26 protein-coding genes are annotated in these 23,760 nt (G+C 63.3%); 23 read left to right on the forward strand and 3 right to left on the reverse strand.

Annotated elements, in window-relative coordinates:
- Nucleotides 1–3: 3 nt before the first annotated feature.
- From Q0602_RS17925 to Q0602_RS17935, 3 genes are all read left to right on the forward strand, one after another.
- Nucleotides 4–570, forward strand: coding sequence for a hypothetical protein (locus tag Q0602_RS17925; protein WP_298846153.1), 567 nt, complete (start codon nt 4–6; stop codon nt 568–570).
- A gap of 178 nt (nt 571–748) precedes the next feature.
- Nucleotides 749–1,693 (forward strand): hypothetical protein, encoded by a 945-nt coding sequence (locus tag Q0602_RS17930; RefSeq protein ID WP_298846158.1) that lies wholly within the window; start codon nt 749–751, stop codon nt 1,691–1,693.
- Nucleotides 1,694–1,814: 121 nt separating this feature from the next.
- Nucleotides 1,815–2,480, forward strand: a complete 666-nt coding sequence (locus Q0602_RS17935; protein ID WP_298846161.1) for a hypothetical protein — start codon at nt 1,815–1,817, stop codon at nt 2,478–2,480.
- 24 nt (nt 2,481–2,504) lie between these two features.
- On the opposite strand, the gene Q0602_RS17940 is transcribed toward Q0602_RS17935, so the two are convergent.
- On the reverse strand, nt 2,505–2,987 hold the full coding sequence (locus Q0602_RS17940) for a hypothetical protein (protein WP_298846164.1): 483 nt from the start codon (nt 2,985–2,987) through the stop codon (nt 2,505–2,507).
- 67 nt (nt 2,988–3,054) lie between these two features.
- Between Q0602_RS17940 and Q0602_RS17945 the strand changes: the two genes are divergently transcribed.
- From Q0602_RS17945 to Q0602_RS17975, 7 genes are all read left to right on the forward strand, one after another.
- Nucleotides 3,055–3,231, forward strand: coding sequence for a hypothetical protein (locus Q0602_RS17945; protein WP_298846167.1), 177 nt, complete (start codon nt 3,055–3,057; stop codon nt 3,229–3,231).
- The gene (locus Q0602_RS17950; protein WP_298846169.1) at nt 3,228–3,449 is read left to right on the forward strand and encodes a PadR family transcriptional regulator; all 222 of its coding nucleotides are present in this window, start codon (nt 3,228–3,230) and stop codon (nt 3,447–3,449) included. Before Q0602_RS17945 ends, Q0602_RS17950 begins: the two co-directional genes overlap by 4 nt.
- A gap of 8 nt (nt 3,450–3,457) precedes the next feature.
- Nucleotides 3,458–3,934: a hypothetical protein gene (locus Q0602_RS17955; RefSeq protein ID WP_298846172.1), complete on the forward strand. Its 477-nt coding sequence runs from the start codon at nt 3,458–3,460 to the stop codon at nt 3,932–3,934.
- Nucleotides 3,935–4,011: 77 nt separating this feature from the next.
- On the forward strand, nt 4,012–5,259 hold the full coding sequence (locus Q0602_RS17960; protein WP_298846176.1) for a thrombospondin type-1 domain-containing protein: 1,248 nt from the start codon (nt 4,012–4,014) through the stop codon (nt 5,257–5,259).
- Between the two features lie 10 nt (nt 5,260–5,269).
- Nucleotides 5,270–5,890: a hypothetical protein gene (locus Q0602_RS17965; protein ID WP_298846179.1), complete on the forward strand. Its 621-nt coding sequence runs from the start codon at nt 5,270–5,272 to the stop codon at nt 5,888–5,890.
- A gap of 46 nt (nt 5,891–5,936) precedes the next feature.
- Nucleotides 5,937–6,524: a hypothetical protein gene (locus Q0602_RS17970; protein WP_298846182.1), complete on the forward strand. Its 588-nt coding sequence runs from the start codon at nt 5,937–5,939 to the stop codon at nt 6,522–6,524.
- 222 nt (nt 6,525–6,746) lie between these two features.
- Complete coding sequence (locus Q0602_RS17975) at nt 6,747–7,685, forward strand: hypothetical protein (RefSeq protein WP_298846185.1); 939 nt, start codon at nt 6,747–6,749, stop codon at nt 7,683–7,685.
- A gap of 45 nt (nt 7,686–7,730) precedes the next feature.
- On the opposite strand, the gene Q0602_RS17980 is transcribed toward Q0602_RS17975, so the two are convergent.
- A complete protein-coding gene (locus Q0602_RS17980; protein ID WP_298846187.1) occupies nt 7,731–9,257 on the reverse strand; it encodes a hypothetical protein in 1,527 nt (508 codons plus the stop codon).
- Between the two features lie 234 nt (nt 9,258–9,491).
- On the opposite strand from Q0602_RS17980, the gene Q0602_RS17985 reads away from it, so the two are divergent.
- From Q0602_RS17985 to Q0602_RS18020, 8 genes are all read left to right on the forward strand, one after another.
- Entirely contained in the window at nt 9,492–10,127 is a 636-nt protein-coding gene (locus tag Q0602_RS17985) for a hypothetical protein (protein ID WP_298846190.1), read from the forward strand.
- Nucleotide 10,128: 1 nt separating this feature from the next.
- On the forward strand, nt 10,129–10,917 hold the full coding sequence (locus tag Q0602_RS17990) for a hypothetical protein (protein WP_298846193.1): 789 nt from the start codon (nt 10,129–10,131) through the stop codon (nt 10,915–10,917).
- A gap of 66 nt (nt 10,918–10,983) precedes the next feature.
- Entirely contained in the window at nt 10,984–11,301 is a 318-nt protein-coding gene (locus Q0602_RS17995) for a hypothetical protein (RefSeq protein ID WP_298846196.1), read from the forward strand.
- 138 nt (nt 11,302–11,439) lie between these two features.
- Complete coding sequence (locus Q0602_RS18000; protein ID WP_298846199.1) at nt 11,440–12,984, forward strand: hypothetical protein; 1,545 nt, start codon at nt 11,440–11,442, stop codon at nt 12,982–12,984.
- A gap of 45 nt (nt 12,985–13,029) precedes the next feature.
- Entirely contained in the window at nt 13,030–14,394 is a 1,365-nt protein-coding gene (locus tag Q0602_RS18005; RefSeq protein WP_298846201.1) for a hypothetical protein, read from the forward strand.
- Nucleotides 14,391–14,633 (forward strand): hypothetical protein, encoded by a 243-nt coding sequence (locus tag Q0602_RS18010; protein WP_298846203.1) that lies wholly within the window; start codon nt 14,391–14,393, stop codon nt 14,631–14,633. Before Q0602_RS18005 ends, Q0602_RS18010 begins: the two co-directional genes overlap by 4 nt.
- A gap of 55 nt (nt 14,634–14,688) precedes the next feature.
- A complete protein-coding gene (locus Q0602_RS18015) occupies nt 14,689–15,207 on the forward strand; it encodes a hypothetical protein (RefSeq protein WP_298846205.1) in 519 nt (172 codons plus the stop codon).
- A gap of 53 nt (nt 15,208–15,260) precedes the next feature.
- A complete protein-coding gene (locus Q0602_RS18020; RefSeq protein ID WP_298846208.1) occupies nt 15,261–16,703 on the forward strand; it encodes a nuclease-related domain-containing protein in 1,443 nt (480 codons plus the stop codon).
- On the opposite strand, the gene Q0602_RS18025 is transcribed toward Q0602_RS18020, so the two are convergent.
- Nucleotides 16,660–17,748: an AI-2E family transporter gene (locus tag Q0602_RS18025; protein ID WP_298846211.1), complete on the reverse strand. Its 1,089-nt coding sequence runs from the start codon at nt 17,746–17,748 to the stop codon at nt 16,660–16,662. The two genes, Q0602_RS18020 and Q0602_RS18025, sit on opposite strands and share 44 nt — an antisense overlap.
- Before the next feature lie 131 nt (nt 17,749–17,879).
- On the opposite strand from Q0602_RS18025, the gene Q0602_RS18030 reads away from it, so the two are divergent.
- The 5 genes from Q0602_RS18030 (at nt 17,880) to Q0602_RS18050 (ending at nt 23,675) form a co-directional block, all read left to right on the forward strand.
- Nucleotides 17,880–18,299 carry a hypothetical protein gene (locus tag Q0602_RS18030; RefSeq protein WP_298846214.1) on the forward strand — a complete coding sequence of 140 codons (420 nt, stop codon included), beginning with the start codon at nt 17,880–17,882 and terminating at the stop codon, nt 18,297–18,299.
- Between the two features lie 102 nt (nt 18,300–18,401).
- Entirely contained in the window at nt 18,402–20,021 is a 1,620-nt protein-coding gene (locus Q0602_RS18035; protein ID WP_298846220.1) for a helix-hairpin-helix domain-containing protein, read from the forward strand.
- On the forward strand, nt 20,018–21,067 hold the full coding sequence (locus tag Q0602_RS18040) for a hypothetical protein (protein WP_298846223.1): 1,050 nt from the start codon (nt 20,018–20,020) through the stop codon (nt 21,065–21,067). The genes Q0602_RS18035 and Q0602_RS18040 overlap by 4 nt, the downstream gene beginning before the upstream one ends.
- On the forward strand, nt 21,064–21,726 hold the full coding sequence (locus Q0602_RS18045; RefSeq protein WP_298846226.1) for a hypothetical protein: 663 nt from the start codon (nt 21,064–21,066) through the stop codon (nt 21,724–21,726). Before Q0602_RS18040 ends, Q0602_RS18045 begins: the two co-directional genes overlap by 4 nt.
- 131 nt (nt 21,727–21,857) lie before the next feature.
- Entirely contained in the window at nt 21,858–23,675 is a 1,818-nt protein-coding gene (locus Q0602_RS18050; RefSeq protein WP_298846229.1) for a hypothetical protein, read from the forward strand.
- Nucleotides 23,676–23,760 lie beyond the last annotated feature (85 nt).

A 23,760-nucleotide genomic window follows, 5' to 3' on the forward strand; every position in this document is an offset into this window, starting at 1 on the left:
GGCATGACGATCGACGACAGAATATCGAACTATGCAGATAGCAAGGGCCGGCGGCCCTATCTTTCCTGCGACCCGCGGCACATCGAATACCGACCGGAGGAAGACGACATCCGCGCACGCCTCGCGGAAGCGATGCCGGACAGCGGCGAGGTCGGACATGACGTCGTCAGCAGGCTGGCAGACATCGGCATGCGCTACGGCGTCGATGCCCACCGGTTCCCTGACATCGACACGAGCCTCATCGTCCTCGTGATCCATTCGCGCGTGGTGCGAAGGACCGGCATCATCCAGAGCCTTCCCCCGTTCAGTGATCAGAGGGAGGAGATCGAGGCCATGGAGATGGATTCCGTCGGTCGCCTAGCCGAGGTCCTCCGGCACATGGAGAATCTCATCCAGATCGCAGCCTGCTCCAACCTCATAGATCTCCTTGAAGGGGCAAGGAAGGTCGCAGGCATCGATGTCCAGGCCAGGATAATCGAGGCAACGAGACCACACATAACGTGGCTAGCTCCTGACAACAGGAAGATCCTCGAGGACTACATCGAGGAATGCGGTCCCGCCCACAGCTAGAAGGAACAGGGGACCGGCCCGGTCCCCTCGGACCCATTCCGCCCGGTGCCCGCTCCCGGGTATCCTGCAGGTGGTCTGAAACGCCTTCCGCGGACAGAGGGTCCGAGGACCCTTCAGGGCGACGCGGACCCGACGCGGAGAAGTCTCGGGGATACGTCTTTCGGAAAGGGGAAAAGACATGAAGATCGACTGGAACCAGAGTGCATGCGGCCTGTCCCTTCTCGAGATACGGAACCTCATCCGCTCCGTCGACCACTGGGGAAGGATCACCTCGGTCTCCAGCATAGCCAGGCGTCTCGAACCGAGACGGCCGGACTACTCGCTCTCCCTCGTGCAGATCGAGCAGGCGAGGGAGGAGAGGGCCCTCCAGGCCCGCCGCCTCCTCGCCATGTTCGCGGCGAGCGGCCTCATAGAGCTGCCGACCGGGGAAGGGATGCTGATCGCCAGCCGTGACCACCATCCCGGATACGGCCTCACGCCCGACGCCTTCGGTCTCATGCGGGCGACCAAGACGAAGAGGATCACGCGCAAGGCGGCGGATGCGGCCGTCGGGAAACTGCGCGAGGCGATCGACCGTATCAACTCGGACCCCGTCCTCATGTACGACGTCGAACAGGTGTGCCTCTACGGCAGCTATCTCACGGACAGCCCCGACCTCGGCGATGTCGACGTGGCCTTCTCGCTCTCCCGCCGGTGGGACGGTCCGGAAGAATTCGATGCGATGAGGGCTGCCTTCGAGAGGGTCCACGAACCTCCCCGGAGCCAGGTCCACGAAATGAGATACAGATACGACTGGAACGCACGGGTCGTGAAGAAGATGCTCCGCCCGAAGGCCTGCATCCAGTTGACGGACATGTATCACATGAAGGACCTCGGCTGCGCCATGCGCGAGATCCATCCCCACGAGCGCGAGATACCGCCACGAGAGGACTACGACTTCGAACGCGGGGAGATCATCCTCATCGAGGATGACGGCTCAGCTCTCGCCCGGCTCGAGGAGGAGATAGAAAAGGCCATCGAGGACAAGGAAGCCGAGAGAGAAGCCGCAAGGCAGAAGGCACTCTCCGACCCCGACGATCCCGCCCACGAGGTCACCAAGGAGTTGGCGAAGCTGCAGCGCTGACGAACGGGCCCCAAGGACCCACCGGGCCCGCCCCCTTTTTTCACGCTACATCCGCAGGATCATGGACGTCTATTCGATTACATCTGTTTTCGTCTGCGGACATCCGTCCTACAACCTGCCCATGAGACACGCTCTACCCATCATCGCCCTCTTTTCACTGGCAGGATGCGGCAGCGATCCTGATCCCGTCACCGTCGCGCCGACCACCGCATCCGCAGTGATGATCGATGATGATCCGCAGCACAACGCGCGCCGATTCTCTCGACCGGTCACCGATGTCGACATCGATGATTTCAGGATCTGGCACGGACACGATCTCATGGACCCCAAGGGGATGCCGACCACGGACGGCCTCGCGGCCGATCTCGGTGGTCCTTCCGACGTCCTGGAAGTCCCTCGCGGCGAATGGGACAAGGCCGTGATCTACACCGGCTTCGGGAACCAGGGTGCCGGTAACCGCTTCGTCGCCGCCCGCACCCTCCAGCTCATCAGGGATCTCGAAGACGAGGACGAGGCCATCGCCTTCCACCGGAGGATCGCCCTCGAGGCGGCCGATCGGTTCGGTGACGAGGCCTTCGCTCCTTCCCCTGCGGACGGGAGTCTCTCCCTGTGGCGCATAGACGATCCCGACATCGACTGGGGCTGGCCGCGCTCCGAGGCGAGGATACACCGGGACGGAATGCGGGTCGTCGCCAACTACCAGTTGTTCCTGCAGGATCGGGCCATACCCGTGCGGCGGGTCGGGAGGATGCGTCCGCTCGGAAGTTCCGGTGGTCCCGGGAAGTAGGCTTCCCGCCCTCCTCCGATCACGTCATTCGGACGCTTCGCCCCGCTCGAGAACGCGTAGCAGATCGGCGCCCGCGGCCTCCACGATCGGCATGGCCTCGGGTCCCAGGATCGGCGCCAGCTGTCCATTGATCCTCATGATCGCCTCACGGTCATTGCCGTTGAGGGCGTCGCACATGGCGGCACGGGTCGCCGGGTCCACCTGGGAGTATCCGGCGACGAGCGCCTCCTCCAGATCGGGGTCATCGAGATCGACCAGCTTCCCGACGGCCGACTCGAAACGGCCCACGAGACCGCTGGGATCATCGCCGCGCGCCCTGAGTTCGGCCAGTGTCTCGGGAGCCAGGTCCTCCACCGAGGCGAGATCCGCCACCGAAGCACCCAGCAGGCCTTCCGAATCAAGGGCCCTGACGATCGATCGGGGGTCGGGCCCCTCGCAGCTCGGCGTCATCGAGCCGCATGAGGACAGAAACGACACAGAGGCCAGGACGAGGAGGGAGCGGATCATCATGGTGTCCTTATAGGATGGGATTACCGCTTCCGTCGAGAACAAGTGTCATCCTATAATCCGAATCATGGAAATCATCGCCGACATCGTCATGAGCCTCGCCATCTTCCCGGACGAGGCGGTCCGGACACTGAGGGACCGGGAGTCCTCCGCGTGGGCCCGGGTCCTCGCCGGCCTGGCTCTCCTCTGCTACGCGATCTTCATGATCGCCCTCGTCGCCCTCATGGCCTGGATACTCTCATGAGCGAGGAGGACGTCGAGAAGCGCATCATGGACACGCTGGGCGCCGTCACACCGCTCTCGGGAGGCGGACTGCACGAGCTGACGGGCATACCGGTCGGTGCGCTCTACCCCGCCCTTTCCCGTCTGGAGGAAGCAGGAGCCGTCACCAGTGACTGGGAGACGCCCCTCCCTCATGAAGACGGGCAGCCGCGTCGGCGACTCTACTCGGTCGTCCGATGACGCAATCGATGCCCGCCCTGCGCGCCGCCCCACGAAGCCGCACCGGCCTCTGGCCGCGCGACCGCGTGCGTCACCTGTCCCTGTTCGCCCAGTTCGGAGACTGCCTGGCCAGTCTCGCATTCGGATTCCTCGCGGGATCGACGGCACTCGTCGCCGCGTTCTCCGTGCCTGCTCTCCTGTCCGGAATGGACGATTCAGGCATGATAGCGATCGCCATGCTCCTGATGCTCGTACTCAGCGCGGCGATGACCATCCTCCTCCTCGTTCCGCTCTTCCTCGTCATCCTCTTCGAGAAGCGTCTCGGAGCGGACGCGGGAACGATCGTGTGGGCGACCGCCATCGGCATCGCGACCGGTCTGACCGGCTCATGGATGTCCGCAGATGCCGGTCCCCTGATAGGCCTCGTCTGCCTGCCCATCGGTTTCCTCGCAGGCGCGCTCGCCCATAGACGACGGCTGGAACACATCGATTTTCAGGATGATTGACGGTTCTTGCCTTCTTGCATAAGATCCCCTTCCCCACAATCAGGACCCATGGTCCGGTCTTGGACGATTCGCACAGCATGACCAATTCATTCGGGACCCGTCTCCTCACCGCCCTGATATGCGCATCCGCGCTCTCGACGCCTCTCCACATTCAGGCGCAGGAGGTCGGTCCCGGCGAGGACGTCCTCATCATGCGCCGGAGCATCGCCAAGCCCGACAAGGCCCTCAACGGGGCATCCTGGATCACCGGCCAGTGGTCGCAGCAGCAGGCATGCGGCGAATACACCTCCACAAGGACCGTGACCTGCACGAAGAAGGGCGATTCCGTTCCGGATTCCGAATGCACCGGAGAGAGGCCAGCCGCCACACAGACCCAGGTCGACTACGATGGATGCGGTCCTTCCGCATGGCATGTGGGCGAATACTCCGATCCGGCACCTTCCTGCGGCGATGTCACCGCCACGAGGACGGTCGAATGCCGGGCCGGCGACCAGAAGGTCCCCGCTGCCCGCTGTTCGGGTTCGAAGCCCGCGAACCGTAACACCTATCTCGACACGAGATCCTGCTCCACCCTCTGGGTTCCATCCGGCTGGAGCGGCTGGAGCGATGAATGCTCCTCTTCGGCCACGAGGACCCGGACCGCGGTCTGCAAGACCGATCCCTACGCGGTAGAGGTCGCGGACGGACGATGCTCTGAACCCAAGCCGACGATCTCCGAGGAGATGGCCGTCTACAGCGCATGTCCCTTCATCTGGAAGAAGGGCGAATGGTCCGACTGGGCCAGGACGTGCGGTTCCGCCACGCGCACGAGGACGGTCGCCTGCTACGGCACGAACGCCTCCGGAGAGATCGTCGAGGTCGATGCATCCAGTTGCGATGCCGCAGAAAAGCCGGCCGTCACGGAGACCCTCACCGAGCCGTGCGTGGTCGTCCTCAACGGATCCTTCGAAGACGGCGGCGGCAGTCTGGGTGACTGGACCACCACCGGATCACCCTACATGCAGGCGACCAGTCCGCAGTTCGCCGGAGCATGGTCGGCGGCCCTGCGTGCGAACGACTCCATCTCGCAGAACGTCGCCACCAGGCTCACCCCGGGCAAGACCTATCAGCTGTCCTATCACCACTTCGTCTCCTCGAGTACTCCCAGAACGACGATCCAGGTGTCCGTGGGTCCCGTGAACCACTCGTTCACAAGGTATTCCTCCGACAGGGAATGGAAACAGATGACGCAGACCTTCGTCGCCGGCTCCTCGACCGTGCTGAGGATATCGGTCACGGAGGGCCTCGGATTCATCGAGGACGTGCGCATCAAGGAGGCGAACTGAGATACTCTCCATGCTTCCTCGCGACATGACGATGCTCCTCCTGTCTCCACTCGTTCTCCTGATGCTCGGATGCGGTCAGGACCCCGATACGAGCACTGACGGTCCTCCCCCGGTCTCCATCACGACGGGTCTCACCGTGCAGACGGCGGAAGAGGACGGGGCCGTCATCCGGCCGATCATTCCTTCCAGATCATGCGACGGTGTCTGCCTCGAGATCGAGAACGTCCCTGACCGGGTCGGAGAGCCGATCGCCGGAACCATAACATGGGGAGGCATGCCGCAGGATGCGGTCCTCAATATCTACCTGTCCCCGATCGAGAGCAGGATCGGCCGTGACCCGCCGGTCGAGAACGGCAGGCACGGTGCACTGCTGCGAAGAGCCTATCCGCTGGGGACCGAGGAAGGGGCCGTGCGGTTCCAGTGGAAGGGCAGCGGGTTCTGGTGTGCGCCCACCGACTACCCCATGATCTGCGACGAGACACCGCCTGCCGACATCTACAATCTGACGGCGTCCGTGCTCACCAGTGGGGTCGGACCCATGATCGTCCTCCAGACGCGTGGTTCTCCCAATCCCGCCAAGCCGCCGAGAACGATCGCCAAGGATGTCGAGGGACCGTTCGAACTCGAATAGTCGTCGGCTTGGTCCGAACCGCCATCCATCCTAGAACGGACCCACGATGCAGACCGAATACGCCCTCATGTTCAAGGATGCCGAAGGACGGCGCCCCTATCTTCCCCATGATCACAGGCACACCGGCCACCGCCCGACCCGCGAAGGCGTGGCCTCCACTCTGTGGTATTACAGGCCGGGTAGGAACGAGGCGCATGACGAGGTCGTGGACAGGGTCCTCGAGACCGGTGCGAGATTCGGATTGGATCTACACACGACGCCGCCACTCATCGCCCATCTGCCCATGGCTCTCATCGGAGCGGCAATGACAGAAGCCATCGACAGGCTGAGACCATCCGACATTCCCGATCCCACGGACGAGGAGGTCGCCGACATGGAGAGGATGGAAAAACGTCAGATCAACTCGCTCGGCATGACCGTCAACACCGTCGATCAGATCCGTGATCTCACCGAATCCATGGCACTCAACAACCATTTCGACTGGATAATGAGTGCCCCCGAGAACCAGACCACCGAAGGCCTCGCCAGAGCCCTGGCCCGAAGCCGTCTCTCGCTCGAGGACGTCAACGGTCGCAATCGCCATCGGCTGGAGCGCAGGATAGGAGACATGGAACGCCTGCTCTCGGGTTGCTGACATGAAGGAGGGCGGCACATCATGCGACGCCTGACAAATAGGCTGATCAGCGGATCTCAGGATAGCGTTCACCATCCTGATGAGCGGCATAGTTACGGTATTCACCATGACGGTCAACGCGATGCAAGGATCCGCGTCGCTCGGTTTGGGCAGTCATTCCCTGTATCCTATAATACCTTCAGGCCGAGCCGGAGGCCACCCGAGCAGACGAAGGATCGAGACATGCGAAAAGGCCGTGAATGGACTCCCGACGAGATCGACACGCTGAAGCGGATGAAGGAAGAGGGAAAATCCAACAAGACGATCGGGAAGGCGATCGGCGTGAGCCACGAGACGGTGCGGCACAAGTTCATGGAGATCGAGGCAGGCGGTAAGCCCGAAGCCGGATCCGGCAGTGGAGGGCCGTGGACCGAGAAGGACATGCAAGTCCTGCGGCAGAGCTACGCCGACAACCTCACCCTCACCGAGATCCGCTCACGGCTCTCCTCGGAGAGGACTCTCAAGGCCATCCAGGTGAAGGCGGGATCGCTGGGCCTGAAGCGGTCCTCCGCCCCGACCGACTCATCGCCGGCTCCGAAGACCACACCGAGGAAATCCCGGTCCGCCAACAGGACGACGGCACTGGTCTCCTCGCCACCCGAGGACAAGGACGATGCGTCCGACAGGAAGATCATCGCCGGAGACGGCATCGACGAGGAGAGGATCCGCGTCATGGCCCTGTCTGGCATCCCGCCCTACGAGGCCGCCAAGCTGACCGGTGTCGATCTGGAGCTGGTGCGTGGACGATTCGAGGAGCATGGCTGGAAGGATCGCAAGAACGCGTCCCAGCTACGGATCGCCGTGCGTAAGCGCATCATGGCCGAAGCCCGATCCCTGCTCGAGACCGATATCCGTCATGACGAGCCTGAGCATCTCATGGTGCTCCTCGCCCTCTGCGCCCAGGAGACCTCCAGGGACGTCGCGGAGATCGCGAGGATTGCGCTCCTGCCGCTTCCCTGGGTAGAGCGCATCTTCGGGCGTCTCGATGCGGAGGGTGTATGGCCCGTGACCGACAGGACCAACGATGACCTCTGTCCGTCCGACTACGAGATCTTCGCGGACATATGCCGACACGAGATGACCGGTCTGCGCAGGATCATGAGGACACCCGAACCCGCCTGATCGCCGGGATGGCGGGGGGGCATCACGCACGACGTCCCTATCAGATCAGATCCCCATTCCGCTGTTCATGGCCGCCATGTGCTGCGCACGCGAGAGCCTCACCTGTTCCTCGTGCTCGACGGGGTCCTTCTTCGCACCGGCCTCGAAGGCGGCGACGTGGGCGGCGCGGGAAAGGGTCTCGGACTCGCCTCGTCCCAACGCTCTGTCGACCGCCACGCTCAGACCTTCCCATTCCTTGCCACCGGACATGGACCTGTCATCCATGGACTGCGCCAGTTCCTCGGCGGCCTCCACGAGGGCCCTATCATCGCGCCGCCCGTGATGGAAGTCGCTCAGCGCATGCCCCATCTGGACGAAGGCATGGTTCTCGTCCTCCGGATGCCGATCCATGACCGCACCGGCGGCCTTGGCCACCTCGTCGGCGAGAACCGGATCGATCCGGGCCTCGTCCTGCTTCACCCTCGCCCTGTCGATCGCGGCCACACCCGAGCTCTCGAGAGCCATCACCTCGAGACGGATCTTCTCGATCGGGGCGGTCTTCATGCCATAGACGATATCGCGTTCGATCCGGGCCTGATCCCGCTCCTCGAGCAGATGATACTGCCCCTGTCCCCTGATGTCGGAATCGATACCCGGCATCATCTCCGTCATCATGTATTCCCGGCGTCCCTCGATCATGATCTGGGCATCGCTCAGGGCCATCGAGGCCAGTTCGGAAGAAGATGTCGACACACCTTCCATCGACTCGTGCAGCAGCCTCGCCTGGGCGATCATGATCGGGTCGTTGGGATGCAGATTCTCGGGGACCTTGCCCATCTCGCTCAGAAGCACCATCGCGGAATCGATCTCCCTGGTCCCGGTAGACACACCGCTCCTGTGGAAATCCTGCACCCGTTCGCGAAGTTCGTCAGGGATCTCGGAGAACCGACCAAGCACTCCCTCGGCTCCTGACAGGCGCTCGTCGAGCGCCTCCTCTCGGTCCACGATCCCGTCCACCGCACGCGACAGCAGGGACACCTCCTGACCGAGCCTGCCCGGTATCGGGGCGTCCAGCGCCTCCTTCAGCGAGCCGGCGGTCTCCGGCGAGAGCCGGTCGAGCGATCCGATCGAGATGCTCGACAGGTCCCTCAGGAAGGACTGGTCGCTCCTCGCCATCCTCATCAGCTCGGTCTGCTCCGGATTGAGCATGTCCTCGAAGTCCCTGTTGCCGGCCGCCATGACGACCTTGCGAGCGGATTCCGCCTGGACCACATCGGCGACCACCATCCGGACCCCTTCGCCGCGGGACGGGATCGCCTCGGATTCGTTCAGGTCGGTCTCCACGAACCGCGCCACCGCCGGATGCAGTTTGCGCCAGGCCTGCGACCCCTGCTTCAGATAGCTGTCCGCACCTATGTCATAGGTCTGCGCGATGAGTCTCGGTGCGCCGCGCTCGAGAGCGACCGACGCGGCGGCCGCGACCAGTTCCGCGTTATCGTATTCAGGATAGACCACCCCGGCGTCTGATGCCGCGCTGATCGCCTTGCCCGCCTGCCCGTAGAAACGATCATCTATCTGCCTGAATTCGGCCATCACACATCCTCCTGGAAACTTTCAGGATGGAATCATCCCGCGATCGGCAAGGAAAGTCCACCGGAAACAGAAACGACCCGACAACTTCGGGAATCAGAAAGAGATCCGCGCAGGAAGGGAAAAGGCGCCCTGCCGACGCTCCGCCATTATCCACAGACCCGATCCATCATCGCGACGTCATCCGACTTGCGCGGAGGATCGACCACTGGCATCACACCGAACGGAGAACGATTCGTGAACACAGACAGCCCGACGAGAGCCTTGGATGCACCGCGCCCCATCAGGGACATCATCGTCGACGCCCGCAAGTCGAGCGGCCGGACGGAGAAGCAGGTCAACCGGGAATTCAGACGTCACATGGCCGAGGCCGAACGCGAGGCGCCCAAGTCGATCATGACCAAGGTCCGCGACAAGCGGCGGGTCTTCTCCCTCGATGAAGTCGAAGCCCGCTGCCTGGCCCTGGCCCTCGACATCGACCCTGTCGTCCTGATCCGTGATGCATCGGGAAGCGCACCAGGTCAGGATGCTGCGTCAGCCCCCGATGCCGCGGACGAAACGGTCGACACGGACCGCACTCCGCATACGGATCCAGGGCCCCGGGTCGAAGAAACGGGGACGCAGAAAGAGGACGTTCTTCCAGTCCGCACATACGGCGCGCCCGGAGTCAGCTTCTTCGAGGTCCGGGGCTCCCTGCAGATCGCGATCGACATGGATCTCGATGCCACGCAGTTCGATCGCCTGACACTCGCGGTGCCGGCCTACATGATGCGGATCCAGCGCGCGGGGGGCGTCATCCGCTGTCAGGCCAGAGTGCCCATATTCCCCTACCAGGCCGAGCTCATCATGCGCGCCATCTACGGAGGACGCTGAGATGGGAGAGACTCAGACACGGGCCATCGTCCCCGGACAGGACTACGATGACCGGGAGATCGCACAGATCGTCCTGCGCAGCGAGAAGGAGGACCGGACAATCGATCGTCCCGCACGTGCGGCCGTCGCCAAGCAGATCCGCCGCGTCGTCCACTCCCTGGTCGCGGAGAGGCTCATCGAGGCACGCAACCGCAGCGGCATCAACAACGATCGCATCAACGCCCTCATGCATTCGCTCTACCTCGAGCGCAGGCGCGATCCAAAGACCTGGTCCTTCTCCAACGCCGTGAGCAGGAAGAGCACGCATCTTCCCGACGAGGAGGAGATCGAGATGCTCTCCACCATCATCGGGGTCGACGCAAGGCACGCATCCCTCCATCTCAGGGTCATCCCATGGGCGATGGACGATCAGCGTGCCGAACGCGAGGCGCGCAGGAAGAAGGAGGAGGCCCGCAAGATGACGACGATACAGGACTCACCTCCTCCGCACGGGGACACGACGGCATCACCGGCCCGCCCTCCCGCTCAGGTCGGAGCCGCACAGGCCAGTGCCGGGGATCTCAAGATCAGCCACAACGAGAAGGGCATCCACGTGCATGGCAAGGTCTGGTGCGATCGCCATGTCGCACAGCGCCTGCGCATGATCGTCCCGTTGAAGCTGATCCAGCAGGCGCACGGCGACAATCCGTGGTGCTACGAGATGAAGGGGCAGGTCCACGACTACCAGCTCTACAATCTCATGCACGTCCTCTACGGAGCACCGAGGGTCCTGCAGGTGGAACTCGACTGACAAACGACGCGAAGAATCACGAAGACTCTTTCGCAACTCACCGTTTCATCCTAAAATCGCGGCGCGATGAACGATCCCGCCCCGCCACCGCCGAGATTCGATCTCTCCATGATGAAGGCCCGCGTCTTCTCGGTCTGGGGCATGGCCGGCCTGCTCGCCATTACAGACCTCATGATGGTGCCGGTGATGATCGGGACCAGGACAAGTGCGAGCTTCCTCCTGTTCGTCGGCGCCATGCTGGCCCACCTCTTCATCCAGTTCCTGCTGAGCGTGGCGGTGGACGACATCTCGCATCGTCGTCACCCGCGCAAGCGACGCATCCAGATGACGCAGGTGCTTCTCCTGCTGCTCGCGGTCCCACCGTTCATCAGCGCCTACTTCTGACATACCCGCATCCGGATCGTTATACCCGACGAGCGTGGGGGGATTACCGTGCCCGTAGGGAGGAAGGAAAAAGGGCTATTCGAATCAACGCGTGGAATTCCTCTTATGTTCTCCAGCCGGAGCGGCTAGAGAACAGCCATGCAGACCATCCGCATCCCTTGGCGCGCCAGCGACGCAGATCGCGCCATGATCGCGGAATGGCAGCGCCACCGGGCAGCCGCCACGCGCACGGCCTACACCAATGCCAAAGGACAATCCGAGAAGGACCTGCGCGACTTGCTCAAGGCGCGCTTCCCGGAGCACCCTCTTGGAAGCTGGGACCTGCATTGCGCCGCGCGAGAAGGCATGCGCCTGCGAGCAGCCGTCCCTGACGGGAAGATGATCTTCGGCGGAAAGCCGACATTGCTGCGACGACAGAAAGGCCACATCGACAACTCCGAATGGAAGTCCCGGCGCCGGGGGCGCGCCATCGAGATCGTCGGAGATCGCACACGATGGGGCAACCGACATTTCCGCCTCACCAAGGATGCGCAGGCCTGCGAGGTAATTTTCCTGAAACAGAAGGTTATCCTCGAACTGCCTGAGATGAACGGCAAGCAAGGCCTACTGCTCCGCAGCGTGTCGAAGCTGGCGGACGCCTGCCAGATATCCGTGACCTTTACACTTGGCCGAACTCATCTCTCGGTGACGTTCGACGAGATGGATCTGCGTAAGCTGGCACCAGGACAGACGCTCGAACAGGCCAAGATCGCCGAACAGGGTAAGAGCCGCAGGGGTCGCAAGCGCACAGACGCATCAACGCACTACGCCGCGCATCGCGAAAGGCGTATTCCCGCAGAGGAATGGCCGGTGCATCCGGAATGGCGCGACGCCATTCCGGTTCTGCAGAACAGAGCAATCGGGATCGACCTCAATCCTAATTGGATCGGCATTTCCGTCGTCGAGATCGGTGGAGATCCTGCCGACCTCGAGCAGACGAAAATCCTCGACCACCGTCTTCACAGGATAGCCATCCCCTTCGGTGCCCACCAGTCCATGCAGCAGACAATGGCCAACGTGGCTGTGCAAGCCGTCAATCTAGCGCGTGCCTGGAACGTCGGGCTGATCGTCCACGAAGAAGGACTCGGCAAGCTCGCCTGGTCCAAGAAGTCTCGCTCGACACAGACCATCAACTACTGGTCCCGCAATACGCTGCTGAGCGGCCTTGCCCGTCGCTGCCGCCTTGCGGGCATCGAACTCCGGTCCGTCTGGGGAGGTTATTCCTCGACGGTCGGCAACCTCTTCTTCGACCTGCCCGACGCCTGCGGCGCGGCAGCGGAGATCGCCCGGCGCGGGCTCGCAGCCCGTGCCGGCATCAAGGACCGCCTGCCGGCGGTTCCGCCCCGACTCGACCGTCGCCGATGGAAGGATGACGGACCGAGGATCGATCTCGATCAGGCGGAAACGTGGCAGGAGATCCACCGGAAAGTGAAATCGGCGCAGACCGGTCCGCGACAGCGACATGGTATTGGCTACCGCCGACTGCACCCAACTGCTGCGCAGCTGGGCTCCGGGAGCTTCGACCTACATGGTCGGAGTTACGCAGTGGACCGGCTTGGGAAGGGAAAAGGAGCAAGCTGTTCGGCCTGCCCGGTCCCTCACGAAACGGTTCGAGACAGTTCGGACCGGGTGGCAAACGCCTGACGGCGTTACACACTCAAATCCGAATAGCCGAAAAAAGGAGTTCCCATGGTCCAGATGACGAAGAGCCATCACGACGATTACGGCGGCTACACGCTCATAGAGATGGACACCGACGCGGTCCTGGGGTGGAAGCGCGGCAGGATCGCGACCGGTCCCTGCCGCTTCATCCTCCCCGACATCCTCGTCGAGGACGTCGGCATCGAGGAGCTGGAGGAGGTTTCCACCATGGACATGCCGCTGATCGGCCTCCTTGAAGTGTGCCCCGGTCTCGATGGCGTCTACGCCGATGCCTGCAGCCGACACGGCGCACGGGTCGCTCTCACCACCAATCACTACGAACTGCCGCACGACGTCTGGATCGCGGAGAGCAGCGCACTCGGGTCCGTGGAATACGCGATCTGGCCGGAGAAGGGCGAAGTGCGCTCCAAGGAAGGACGATGCAGCTTCCGCATCCCCGATGATCCGGAGGGACTGCGCCTCGCCATCCGTAACGCCCTGAGGAACCTGACCGGCCAGAAGGATGCGCGCCTCGCAGATCCCCCGCCCTTCTGCGGCCCCGCCATGACGAGCATCGCCGCATGGACGATCGCACGCCTCAGGCCGTATGCCGCAAGGGTCTACGAGAAGTGGATCGAGAGGAATCTCGAGGCAGGATACATGGACAAGCGCCTCGTTCTGCGCTCGCATGACGTCGCCGGACCCTGCGACAGGGCAGAGATCTCATGGCGTCCGGACAGGCTCTCGTGCACCCTCGACGTGGGCGATGTCCGTTTCTGCGAGGAGGTCATCACCGCTCCGGCCGTCACCACGACGCAACTGTCAGAGCGCAGGGACCTGCCCGCGACCGACCTCTGCGATCATCCCGCTCTCGAGGGACGTGTCATCACCGGTGTGCGGCAATCCGACCGTCGATCGATCCACACCCTCGACCGCATCGATCCGATGCCCCTGACCATCAAGGTCGATCCGGTCCCTTTCGCACGCGAAGAGATCGACCGGATCCTGGACGATGCCATCGCCCGTTTCGACCACATCACACCCGGTGCGCGCATCGCCCTGGCGCGCATGGAGGAATCCGAATGCGCATCCCGAATCACCAAGGTCTCGGAGCGCATGATCAGCGAGACGCCCTGCCAGGATCTCGTCAGGCATGATCTCAGGCTGACGACCGACGGGCGGCGGCTGGACTGCGACGGTCCCATCGCCCCCGGCGTCTTCTGGCGCAAGGGGGCCATGCGCATAGAAGGACTCCCCATCGCGTCCTCCCACTCCATCCTCAAGTGCGGTCGTGGACGTCCGCTGCGGGACTTCATCATCATGCCGGGCCTGGAGGACGCCGTGATCACCAGCGTCACGAGGGCCCCCGAGGGAAAGCGTCGTCCGGAGCAGATCGTCGTGAGGGCCGCATGAGCGAAGAGCGAATAGGGTGCTGCGTCCCCGATTGCCGGAGGACGGGCAAGAGGCATCCCGAGGGCGCTCCACGACCCTACACCGAATGGATATGCGCCAGGCACTGGAGTCTGCTGACGAAGGACGAACGGCGGGGATGGAACAGGCACAGGCGCCAGATCCGCAAGTACGGTCAGTCGGTCAGACCCGAGGCCTGCGACCGGATATGGGCGATCCTGAAGAAGCGCGCCGGCGCATGAACGATTGCGCTTCACGGGGATTGCAGGATAGAATCGCACCGACAGGGAGAACGACATGGGCTGGAAGAGCGTCAAGGAAGCCTACGGCATCGAGCACATCGTCAAGCTCGAGGGCGACAGGCTGCTCATCGGATCGGGATACGTCGGCGACCTGATCACCGTGCATCCCGATGCCTCGATCACACTCAGTTCCATCGCTCGCGGACACGATGGCGAGATCGGACGCATCCGCAACGAACTCGAATCCGATCCCGGTCGGCTGCGAAGACTGCTCGCAGCGAAGGACAGCTTCGAAGAATCCCTTCCCGTCTGGACCTACGAGGACGGGGAGATCGTCGAACTCCGCTGCGAGGAATACGGATGGCCCAATGTCACCCATGACGGCCGGCTCATGTACGAGAACACCTTCTTCGAGAAACGCGAGCATGCCGTCCGCGCGGCGGTCACGAACGGGGAATACGCGGTCAAGGGATGGACCGAGAACGTCGAACGCGCGGAGAGCGAGCTCGCGGAGAAGCGGGAGCATCTCGAACGCGCCAGGAGGAATCTCGAGAACTACCGCACGCAGGCATGAGGACCGGCGCACCGTTTTGAAACGCGCGGATTTCCGACTATAAGGATGGGGCCATGATCCTGAAGACCCCAGATGAGCAGGCCAGCAGGGACCTGATCGTGCTCGAGTCCCTCATGAAGGAGACCGACGACAGGCACGTGCGCGACAAGATCAACGTCGAGATGAAGAAGATCCGCGCGGGCCTCCGCGGTGAACAGCAGGTCGCCTTCTTCCTCAACCAGGCATACGGCAAGGACAAGGACGTCCTCGTCCTTCACGACATACGCCTCGAGCTGGAGGGCGGCAGCGACGCCGACCCCCTCGTCGCCCAGATCGACCACGTGGTCATCACGCGCAGGCGCGAGATATACCTGCTCGAGACGAAGGGCATGCTCGGAGGCATCGAGAGGGACGAGAACGGCGACTGGTTCCAGCTCTACGGAGGAGGTCTCTACAGGAAGAAGCTCCCCTGCCCGATCGCACAGGGGATGCGGCACTGCAGGGTCGTGAAGGAGATGCTCAACGGCTCCGCAGCCCGCTACACCTATCCCGTGATGGTCGTCATGGACACCGCCGCCGTGAAGGCGAAGAAGGGAAGGGACGAGGACTTCCAGATCGTCTCGGCCGACCGCTTCCCGGACTGGCTCGCGACCCGTCCCATGCTTAGCCCATCCGCCTATTCCATCGTCGAGCAGAACGAGAACACCTTCCTCAACGACGACGAGATGCTCGGTCTCGCCTCGCGCTTCGAACGCGCCCATACGCCCAAGCTCTTCGACTGGCGCGGACGGTTCAACATGAAGCAGCCGAAGGTTCCCACCCGACCGGCATCGAAGCCGCGCGACCCATCGCCCCGGTCCGACGGTCGCAAGCCATCCTCCTCCTCCCGTCCGACGGCATCCGCACCGACGCCCGAGGAGGCCATATACGATCGCTACTTCGACAAGTTCATCGACACAAGCAGGTTCGAGGTCCCGGGAGGGATCGTCCTCATCCGGCGGCATTCGGACGACATGCGCACGGTGAGGGCCGAAGGTCCGGACGACATGCGCCGGCACATCTCGTCGCTGTGCAAGGATGCAGGAGGCGAATGGAATCCTCCGGGCAGGTTCTGGCTCCTGACCTACGAGCAGTGCGCCGAGGTGGTGAACAGGATCAGGGGCAGGACCCAGGCGCCCATCGCGATCTCCGACAAGGCGATGGGCACGCTGCCCAAGGCCGGCGGCGAATCCATCCTGCGCAAGGTTCCGAGCAAGCACAACCTGTGGGAGTTCCACACCGACGACGGTCTGGTGCGGGTCATCAGGCTCCAGAAGGACAACTGGGTCCTGCGGACGGACTTCAACGAGATGAACGACGAGCGCATAACGGCCGTCTGCCGGGCGCACGACGTCGGAAAATACTACCCGGAACGCAACAACTGGCTGATTCCCCACGACCCTCCCGAGCTGATCGAGAGGGTCTGCCGGGCGGTCAAGGCGTTCCATCATCCCCGAGCGACAGCGAGGACCGGCTGAGGCCTCCCTTCCTGATCTCGAGCGACATCGCCCAGCAGGTCATGAACACCCCCGCGATCACCGGGCCGAGGATGATGCCGGACAGACCGAAGGCCGCGATGCCTCCGAGCGTCGTCACCAGGATGACCCAGTCGGGAATGCCGGTGTCCTTGCCGACCAGCACCGGCCTCAGGACATTGTCCGCCATTCCGACCACCAGCACGCCCGACGCGATCACGACCACGGCCTGCCATATCGCTCCCGTGAAGAAGAGCCATGCGGCCACCGGCACCCATACGAGAGCCGGCCCGACCGCGGGAAGGAGCGAAGCCAGCGCCATCACCACTCCGAGGAGGACGGCGCTGGGCACGCCGGTGATCCAGAAAGTCACGGTGCCGAGGGCGCCCTGCACCAGGCCGACGACCAGCGATCCCTTGACTGTCGCCCGGACAATCGAGGCGATGCGCGCACACAGCTGCGCGGCCATGTCTCCCGGGATGGGGATAATCGAACAGACACGCTCCGAGAGCCTGCCACCGTCCCGCAGGAGGAAGAACGACACGTAGAGTCCGACGCCGAACGAGAGGACGAAGGACAGCGCGTTGCTACCGATCGACAGGGCCTGCGAGGCTATCACGCCGAGGCTCGACTGGACGAACTGCGCGATCTTCTCCTTGACCCTCTCCAGGTCCCCGTAACCCGATGAATCCAGCATCTGGCTCAGACGCGCGGGAAGTCCGTCATGGATCGAGGCGAAATAGTAGGCCACATCGACATCCTGCGACTGCATCGCGAAATAGAGCGATGCGGCCTGGTCGACCACGATGCTCCCTATGAGCGTTAGCGGGAGGACCACGGCGACGACGATCACCAGGAGGGTGAGGAGCGCCGCCTTGCCCTCGTGGCCCTTGACCGGGACCAGCATCCTGAGGAACAGCGGACGGAACACGATGCCGGCGATCACCGCCCATACGATCGCGGATGCGAACGGCCATGACACGTAGGCCATGGCCAGACTCGCCCCTGCGAGCATCGCACCGAATCCTATCGCCTCGAACCTGTTCATGATGAGCCCCTGCACAGCAGCGGACATCCGGTCCGCCGTCGGGGTCCGTTCTAGGACGAAAGCGATGGCATCCCAACTCACCGCTTTGGCAAAGGACGCGATCCGTCCTAGAAACGAACCAGGAGACCCACATGAAGAAGCACATCCTCATCGCCGCGGCATTCGCAGCCCTCGCACTTCAGGGATGCGGCTCCAAGCAAGACGCCCCCGAGGACTCCCCTCAGGAAGTCTCCATGAACAACTTCGCGGGTCGGTGGGTCTTCGACCAGAACGAGACCCAGTCCAAGGTCATCGATCTTTCGAGCGACGGCAACTACGTCTACGAGGTGCGAGGCGCCACCGGTGGTCAAGGCGACGTGAGGCGCTCCGCTCCCGGAACCTACGAGATCACCGAAGAAGGCAACATCCGGTCCGTCGACAGGGGCCCCGGCGCCCCCGACTGGACCGGTGTGCGCAAGGGCGACTACATCGAGTTCTCCCTCAATGGCACCGAGCCTCTCGCCTTCACGAAGGACGGCAGGCCTCCGGAGGGTGTCCCGACACCTGAATGATACGGGATCCTCCATCAGGAGGGAAAAGGAATGCAACACGCTTGGACAAGAAACACCGGAGCACCCCGTGCCCCGGTGCGAACGGCAATGGAAGGGACAGGGATGCAGACGACACAGGCCGATCGGGTGCGGGCCTACGCCCAAGACAGACGGGTGTTCACCCGCGCTCAGCTCATCGAGGACATCGGCGAGAAGGCCGCGGGCGCCCTCGGGCAGATGGCGGGAGCCGAGATCGTCCGTCACGCCGTGGGCGTCTACTCTCTCGCCGGGATCCGGACCGATGACGACCGCGTCGTCGAGATGATCCGCGAGACCGGAGCCCGGCCTCTCAGCGACGAGGATCGCGAGCGCGATGCAAGGAAGGCGGAGGAGAAGGCAGCGGCCGCGCTCGGCGCCAGGATGCGCAGTACGCAGACGATCGTCGAGCGTGTCGCCGATCACTTCAAGGACCATCCCGTCGCCTCCGCGACCGACCTCAAGCGGCTCTACGGACAGAGCGCGGCCGCCGCGGCCAAGACGCTCTCCGACAGGGGCGATCTGGAAAAGGTCAGGGACGGTCTGTGGACGAGACCTGGAACGGATCCCTTCGGCCCGGACATGAAGTCCTACGTCGAGAGTCACAGTCTGGAGCTCGCAGCGGTCAAGCGCGAACTCGAGGAGGTCTCGCAGATCGATGATACCATCCGCTCCGGACAGGTCGAGGTCGAATGGAACGTGTCACGACCCCAGGGTCGCGGCGTGATGGTCTACATGAACATGACTGGCGTGCCCTCGATCTGGGCCCAGTCACGGAAAGGACGAATCCACTGGTATGCCGTGAAGGGCCTCGTCAGTCCCGTCGCGGCCGATCACATAGCGCGCATGGTCCTCGACCCCATGCCGGAGAGGATGGGTGATCTCGTCTCCATGGTCGAACGCGGTGAGGCTCCGACCGGGATGCGGCGCAGGCACGGGGGATACCGGGAATACGATCGGCCGGAGGAGGACGAGGAGGCTCCGCGAACGAAGGGCTACGGGGCCTGGGACACCCATGTCCTCGACCCCCGGAGACTGGGCAACGGACTTCCCGAGGAGGTCGTGCTCGAGATCGACGACAGGGAGGACGACAGGCTCGTCACCATGCTCACCGACGTCCCCAACCTTCACATCATCAGGACCCATCTCGAGATGGCCGACTTCGTGGCCCGATTCGGCGAAGGGACCCTCGCGATCGAACGCAAGACGAGCGAGGACCTTTCCGCCAGCCTCGATGACAACCGCCTCGTCGAGCAGGTCCACCGGATGAGCGATGCCGGAATACCCTGCTGCTTCGTCATCGAGGGCGGAATGACCGGCACGCGGTCACAGCCCCTACCCCGGCTCGTCGCCATGCAGACCAGGCTCAACTTCGGCGTCAACATGCGGGTCCTCGAGACGCTCGATCTCGCACACACCGCCTACGTCATCGTCACGTCGATCCGCGACCACTTCTTCGGGACCGGCGCGGCCTTCGATCTCAAGCCGCACAAGCTCCCCGGTCTCGGCCCCGTAGAGCGGGCACAGCACATGCTCCAGACAATCCCCGGCATATCGCCTACGAGATCGGCCGCGCTCCTCGAGAGGTTCGGATCCATAGCCGGCATGGCCGGGGCGACCGCGAAGCAGATCATGGAGGTCGAGGGGGTCGGCAAGAAGACCGCGGAGACGCTGCTCGGCGTTCTCACTGCGGGGACCACGGAATGAAGAGCTATCGGGGCGGACACCTTGTCCGGCGCATACGCAGACGACTCGAGCAGGCCGGATATCCGGCGGAAGTCTCCATCCTGCCGAGGCCGGATTGGCATTCCACGACGACCGAGAACCTCATAGAGACACGCATCGAGGTCGACGGGGAGACGCACGTCCTCCATCATCCCGCGAAGGTGCCGACGCCACAGGACAAGGTGGAGGCAATCATAGCTCGGACAATGGAGATCGGCGGCGTCCCCATGTCCGAGGTCCAGAAGCGCCTCGACCAGTGCGGCCATTCCCTTTGCGCCGAAGAGGGATTCCTCGCGATCGACCGCTGGTCCTGCGATCCGATGATCGTCATCCCGACCAGCATGGTGGACGTGATGCGCAGACGTTGGGAGACAGTCATGTCCTTCCCTCACCCCTGCGGCCATCCCCTCCCCGGAGACTATTCGCTGCCCGACAGCATGCATACGCACATCGAATGCGACAGGAAGAGACGTCTACCTAACGGAACGATCAAGCGGATCCGGATCGGCGGCCTGTTCGCTGCCTTCCTGCGCGAGCGGGAAGACGCCGAGAGCATCCTCATGCGTATCGTCCCCCTCTTGGAGGACGCGCTCGACGCGACGGACAAGGGCGATGCCGGCAGCGTGATAACCGTGGAACGGGTCACCAGCGGCATACCGGATCTCGGCATGAAATGGACCATCAAGGGGAACCACGTCCATCTGAAGGAATTCGACCGGCCGCAATGGTCGATCGACGCAGACACGCTGCTGCTGAAGCAGGCGCTTCCGCAGACCGTGGTGGACGGACTGCCCGGCAAGCTGCTGGGGGACATGGTCGAAGGTCTTCCGTTCGCTTCACATCGCATGATCCTGCAGGCGAAGCTCAGGCGGTCCCCATGGAGCGGGGTCGCCCTGAAGATCTCCGCCCGAGCGGTATCGGTCGACGAGCTCATGGCTAAGATCAAGGGAGAACGAGCGCGAGCGGCGACATCTCCCGACGAGACGAATGAGGCCCAGGTGAACCCGGAGAAGGGAAAAGACATATGAGGACGAACATCATCCCCGTCATCCACTACGAGGACGACGACCAGGCGATACGGAACGCCGCACGGGTGCAGGATGCCGGATGCGACGGTGTCCTTCTCATCCAGATGGATGGTTCGAACACGAGGCTCGTATCGGTCGCTCAGGAGATCAAGGCGGAGTGGCCCGATCTTCTGGTGGGCGTAAACCATCTCGGACTCGATCCATCGCGTTCCCTGGCGGTCAATCTCGCTGCGGATCTCGACATGACCTGGACCGACGTGCAGCCCACACATACCGAATTCCCGGACGAGAACCTCAAGAAGCGTCTCTCGCGCCAGCTGCGCGGGAAGTCGCACCACCTGTTCACAGGGGTGGCCTTCAAGCACCAGCGACACGAACCCGATCCAGTCACATCCGCGCGCGATGCCATCAATCATGGCTTCATTCCCACGACCAGCGGTCCGGCAACAGGCGTGGCGGCCGATCCGTCGCAGATAGCACGCCTTCGCAAGGGTATAGGACCGGATGCTCCGCTGGCCATCGCGAGCGGCATCACGCCCGACAACTTCGCCATGTTCGCCCCTCACCTCTCCCATGTCCTCGTGGCGACGGGCGTATCCTCGAGCTTTCATGAGTTCGACGAGGAACTTCTGGCGTCACTGGTCTCGGCGAACGGATAGTTCTCTCCCGAATTCCCGGGAAAAACAGTGATACATTTCCGCATCGGAAACCGGAAATCACGGAACATCAGGTTGCGCAATCCCCTCATTCCATCCTAAAACGGGAATGAACCAGAAGAGCGCACACCGAAATGACCACCATCCTCCTCGTTATCCTCGGAGTGCTGCTCGCAGCCGCCGCGGTTCTGTTCGTCGTGTATTATGGAGGCGACGCCTTCGGCAACGGCCGCATCGAGGCTGAGGCCGGCCGCCTCGTCGGAGAGGGCGCCCAGATGGAGGCGGCGCTCGAGCTCTACTACCGACAGGAGGGCCATTATCCGCGCAGTTCCGATCCCGTAGCCGAACTCATCGCGGCAGGATATCTGACGCATGCCCCTCTCGGCACCCGGACCCAGGAGAAGGACCGGTGGGCGATCGACTACGACGCCCAGATGATCCGCGCCCTCCTCGGGACGACGGACAACGAGGACACGATGAGCATCTGCCTCAAGGCGAGGCAGCAACTCGATCTTCCCGCGGCGAACACCTCCACGGGCGTCTATCGCTGCGACGGTACCGACTCGCCCAACGGCCGTCTGGGCGGACGCGAGCCGTGCTGCATCGGAGAGGTCGCGCCCGGAGGCGTCGCCGTCGACAAGGGTCCGGAAGCCGTCTACGCGCAGGCCTGTGCAGGTCTCGGCGGCATGCCGGTCGCCAGCGATGCGGACAAGCTCGCCTACCTGAGGACGACCGTCCAGTGCCTTCGCGGGCGGGCCATCACCACCCCGGAGTATCTCGTCTCCAAGGGGAACATGGATGTCGCGGGCATCAACTTCGGGCCGATCGCCAATGACTACTACGTGGACACGAGTTCAAGCGGTGCGATCGACGTCCGCCTCTGGCTGAAGGGGTCGCTCTACAATTCGATCTGTGCGGGTCTTCCGACGAGCGCCGATCTCGAGACGAGGAGCTGGTGCAGCAACGGCTACTATCGTGAGCGCGTGACGTCCGAATACATGCCCAAGCAGAAGGCGATCCTCGATGCGGGGCTCGACCGGATCGAGGCGTTCGTCAGGAACAGCGGGGTCTCGACATCCTCTGCCTATCAGGCGGCCGGCGGCCCTCAGCCCGACTTCCAGGGTCGCGCCACCTCGTGGAGCTTCATCGACTACAGCAACGGTGAATACTACGCGCGTGCCAACATGCCGAACCAGAGCATGTGCCAGTGGTATCGCACGAGCAACGGCAGGACGGCCGACCTCCAGCGTGACCGCCAATACGGGCAGAACGAGTGCCACTACTCGAGCAATGCGTTCTACGAGCGGCGCCTGACCGATACGGTCCGCTCCGGCCGCTACAATCGGATCAAGAGCGAGCTCGCCAAGGTGAGGGCATCGCAGGCCACCCTCGACAACGCCTACACGACGGCGAACTACAACGCCGCCGGCGGATACCAGCCCAGTCTGGGTGACGCCGCGTCCGGCTGGCGTTTCCGCGAATACAATCGGCGCTTCTACGTCGAAGGCATCGTGAACGACGGACAGTGCGTCTGGCAGCGCAACCAGTGGGGTCAGACCACCAATCTCGACCATTACGAAGTCGCTCCGGAATGGTGCGGATGGGACCGCGGAAGCGGTGCGACCCGCGTCTACATGTTCGACATGACCGACGACGTGCGCAACAGGCAGTTCGACATCATGCGCAGCGAGATCGCCAAGATCCGCGCCAACCCGTCCTATACGCCCGACTTCAAGGGTGCGGCGAGCGGGTGGCGCTACTACAACCGGAGCGGGAACAACTACATCGAGGCCTACATCGACGACAACCGCTGTCTCTGGTATCGCAACCAGATCGGCGCCAGCACCAATCTCGACGTCTTCGACAGCACGAAGAACGAATGGTGCGGTTGGGACGGGACCGGCGCCCAGCGCGGTTTCTTCGTGAAGATCGGCGGCACCTTCTCGAACTAAAGATAACAAGACGATCAGGCTGGAGGCCGGTATCCCAGGGATGCCGGCCTCTTCTCATTGCATGAAGCCATTTTTCGGTGTTTCA

The sequence above is a fragment of the uncultured Salinicola sp. genome, assembly GCF_937921195.1.
Lineage (GTDB): Bacteria > Pseudomonadota > Gammaproteobacteria > Pseudomonadales > Halomonadaceae > Salinicola.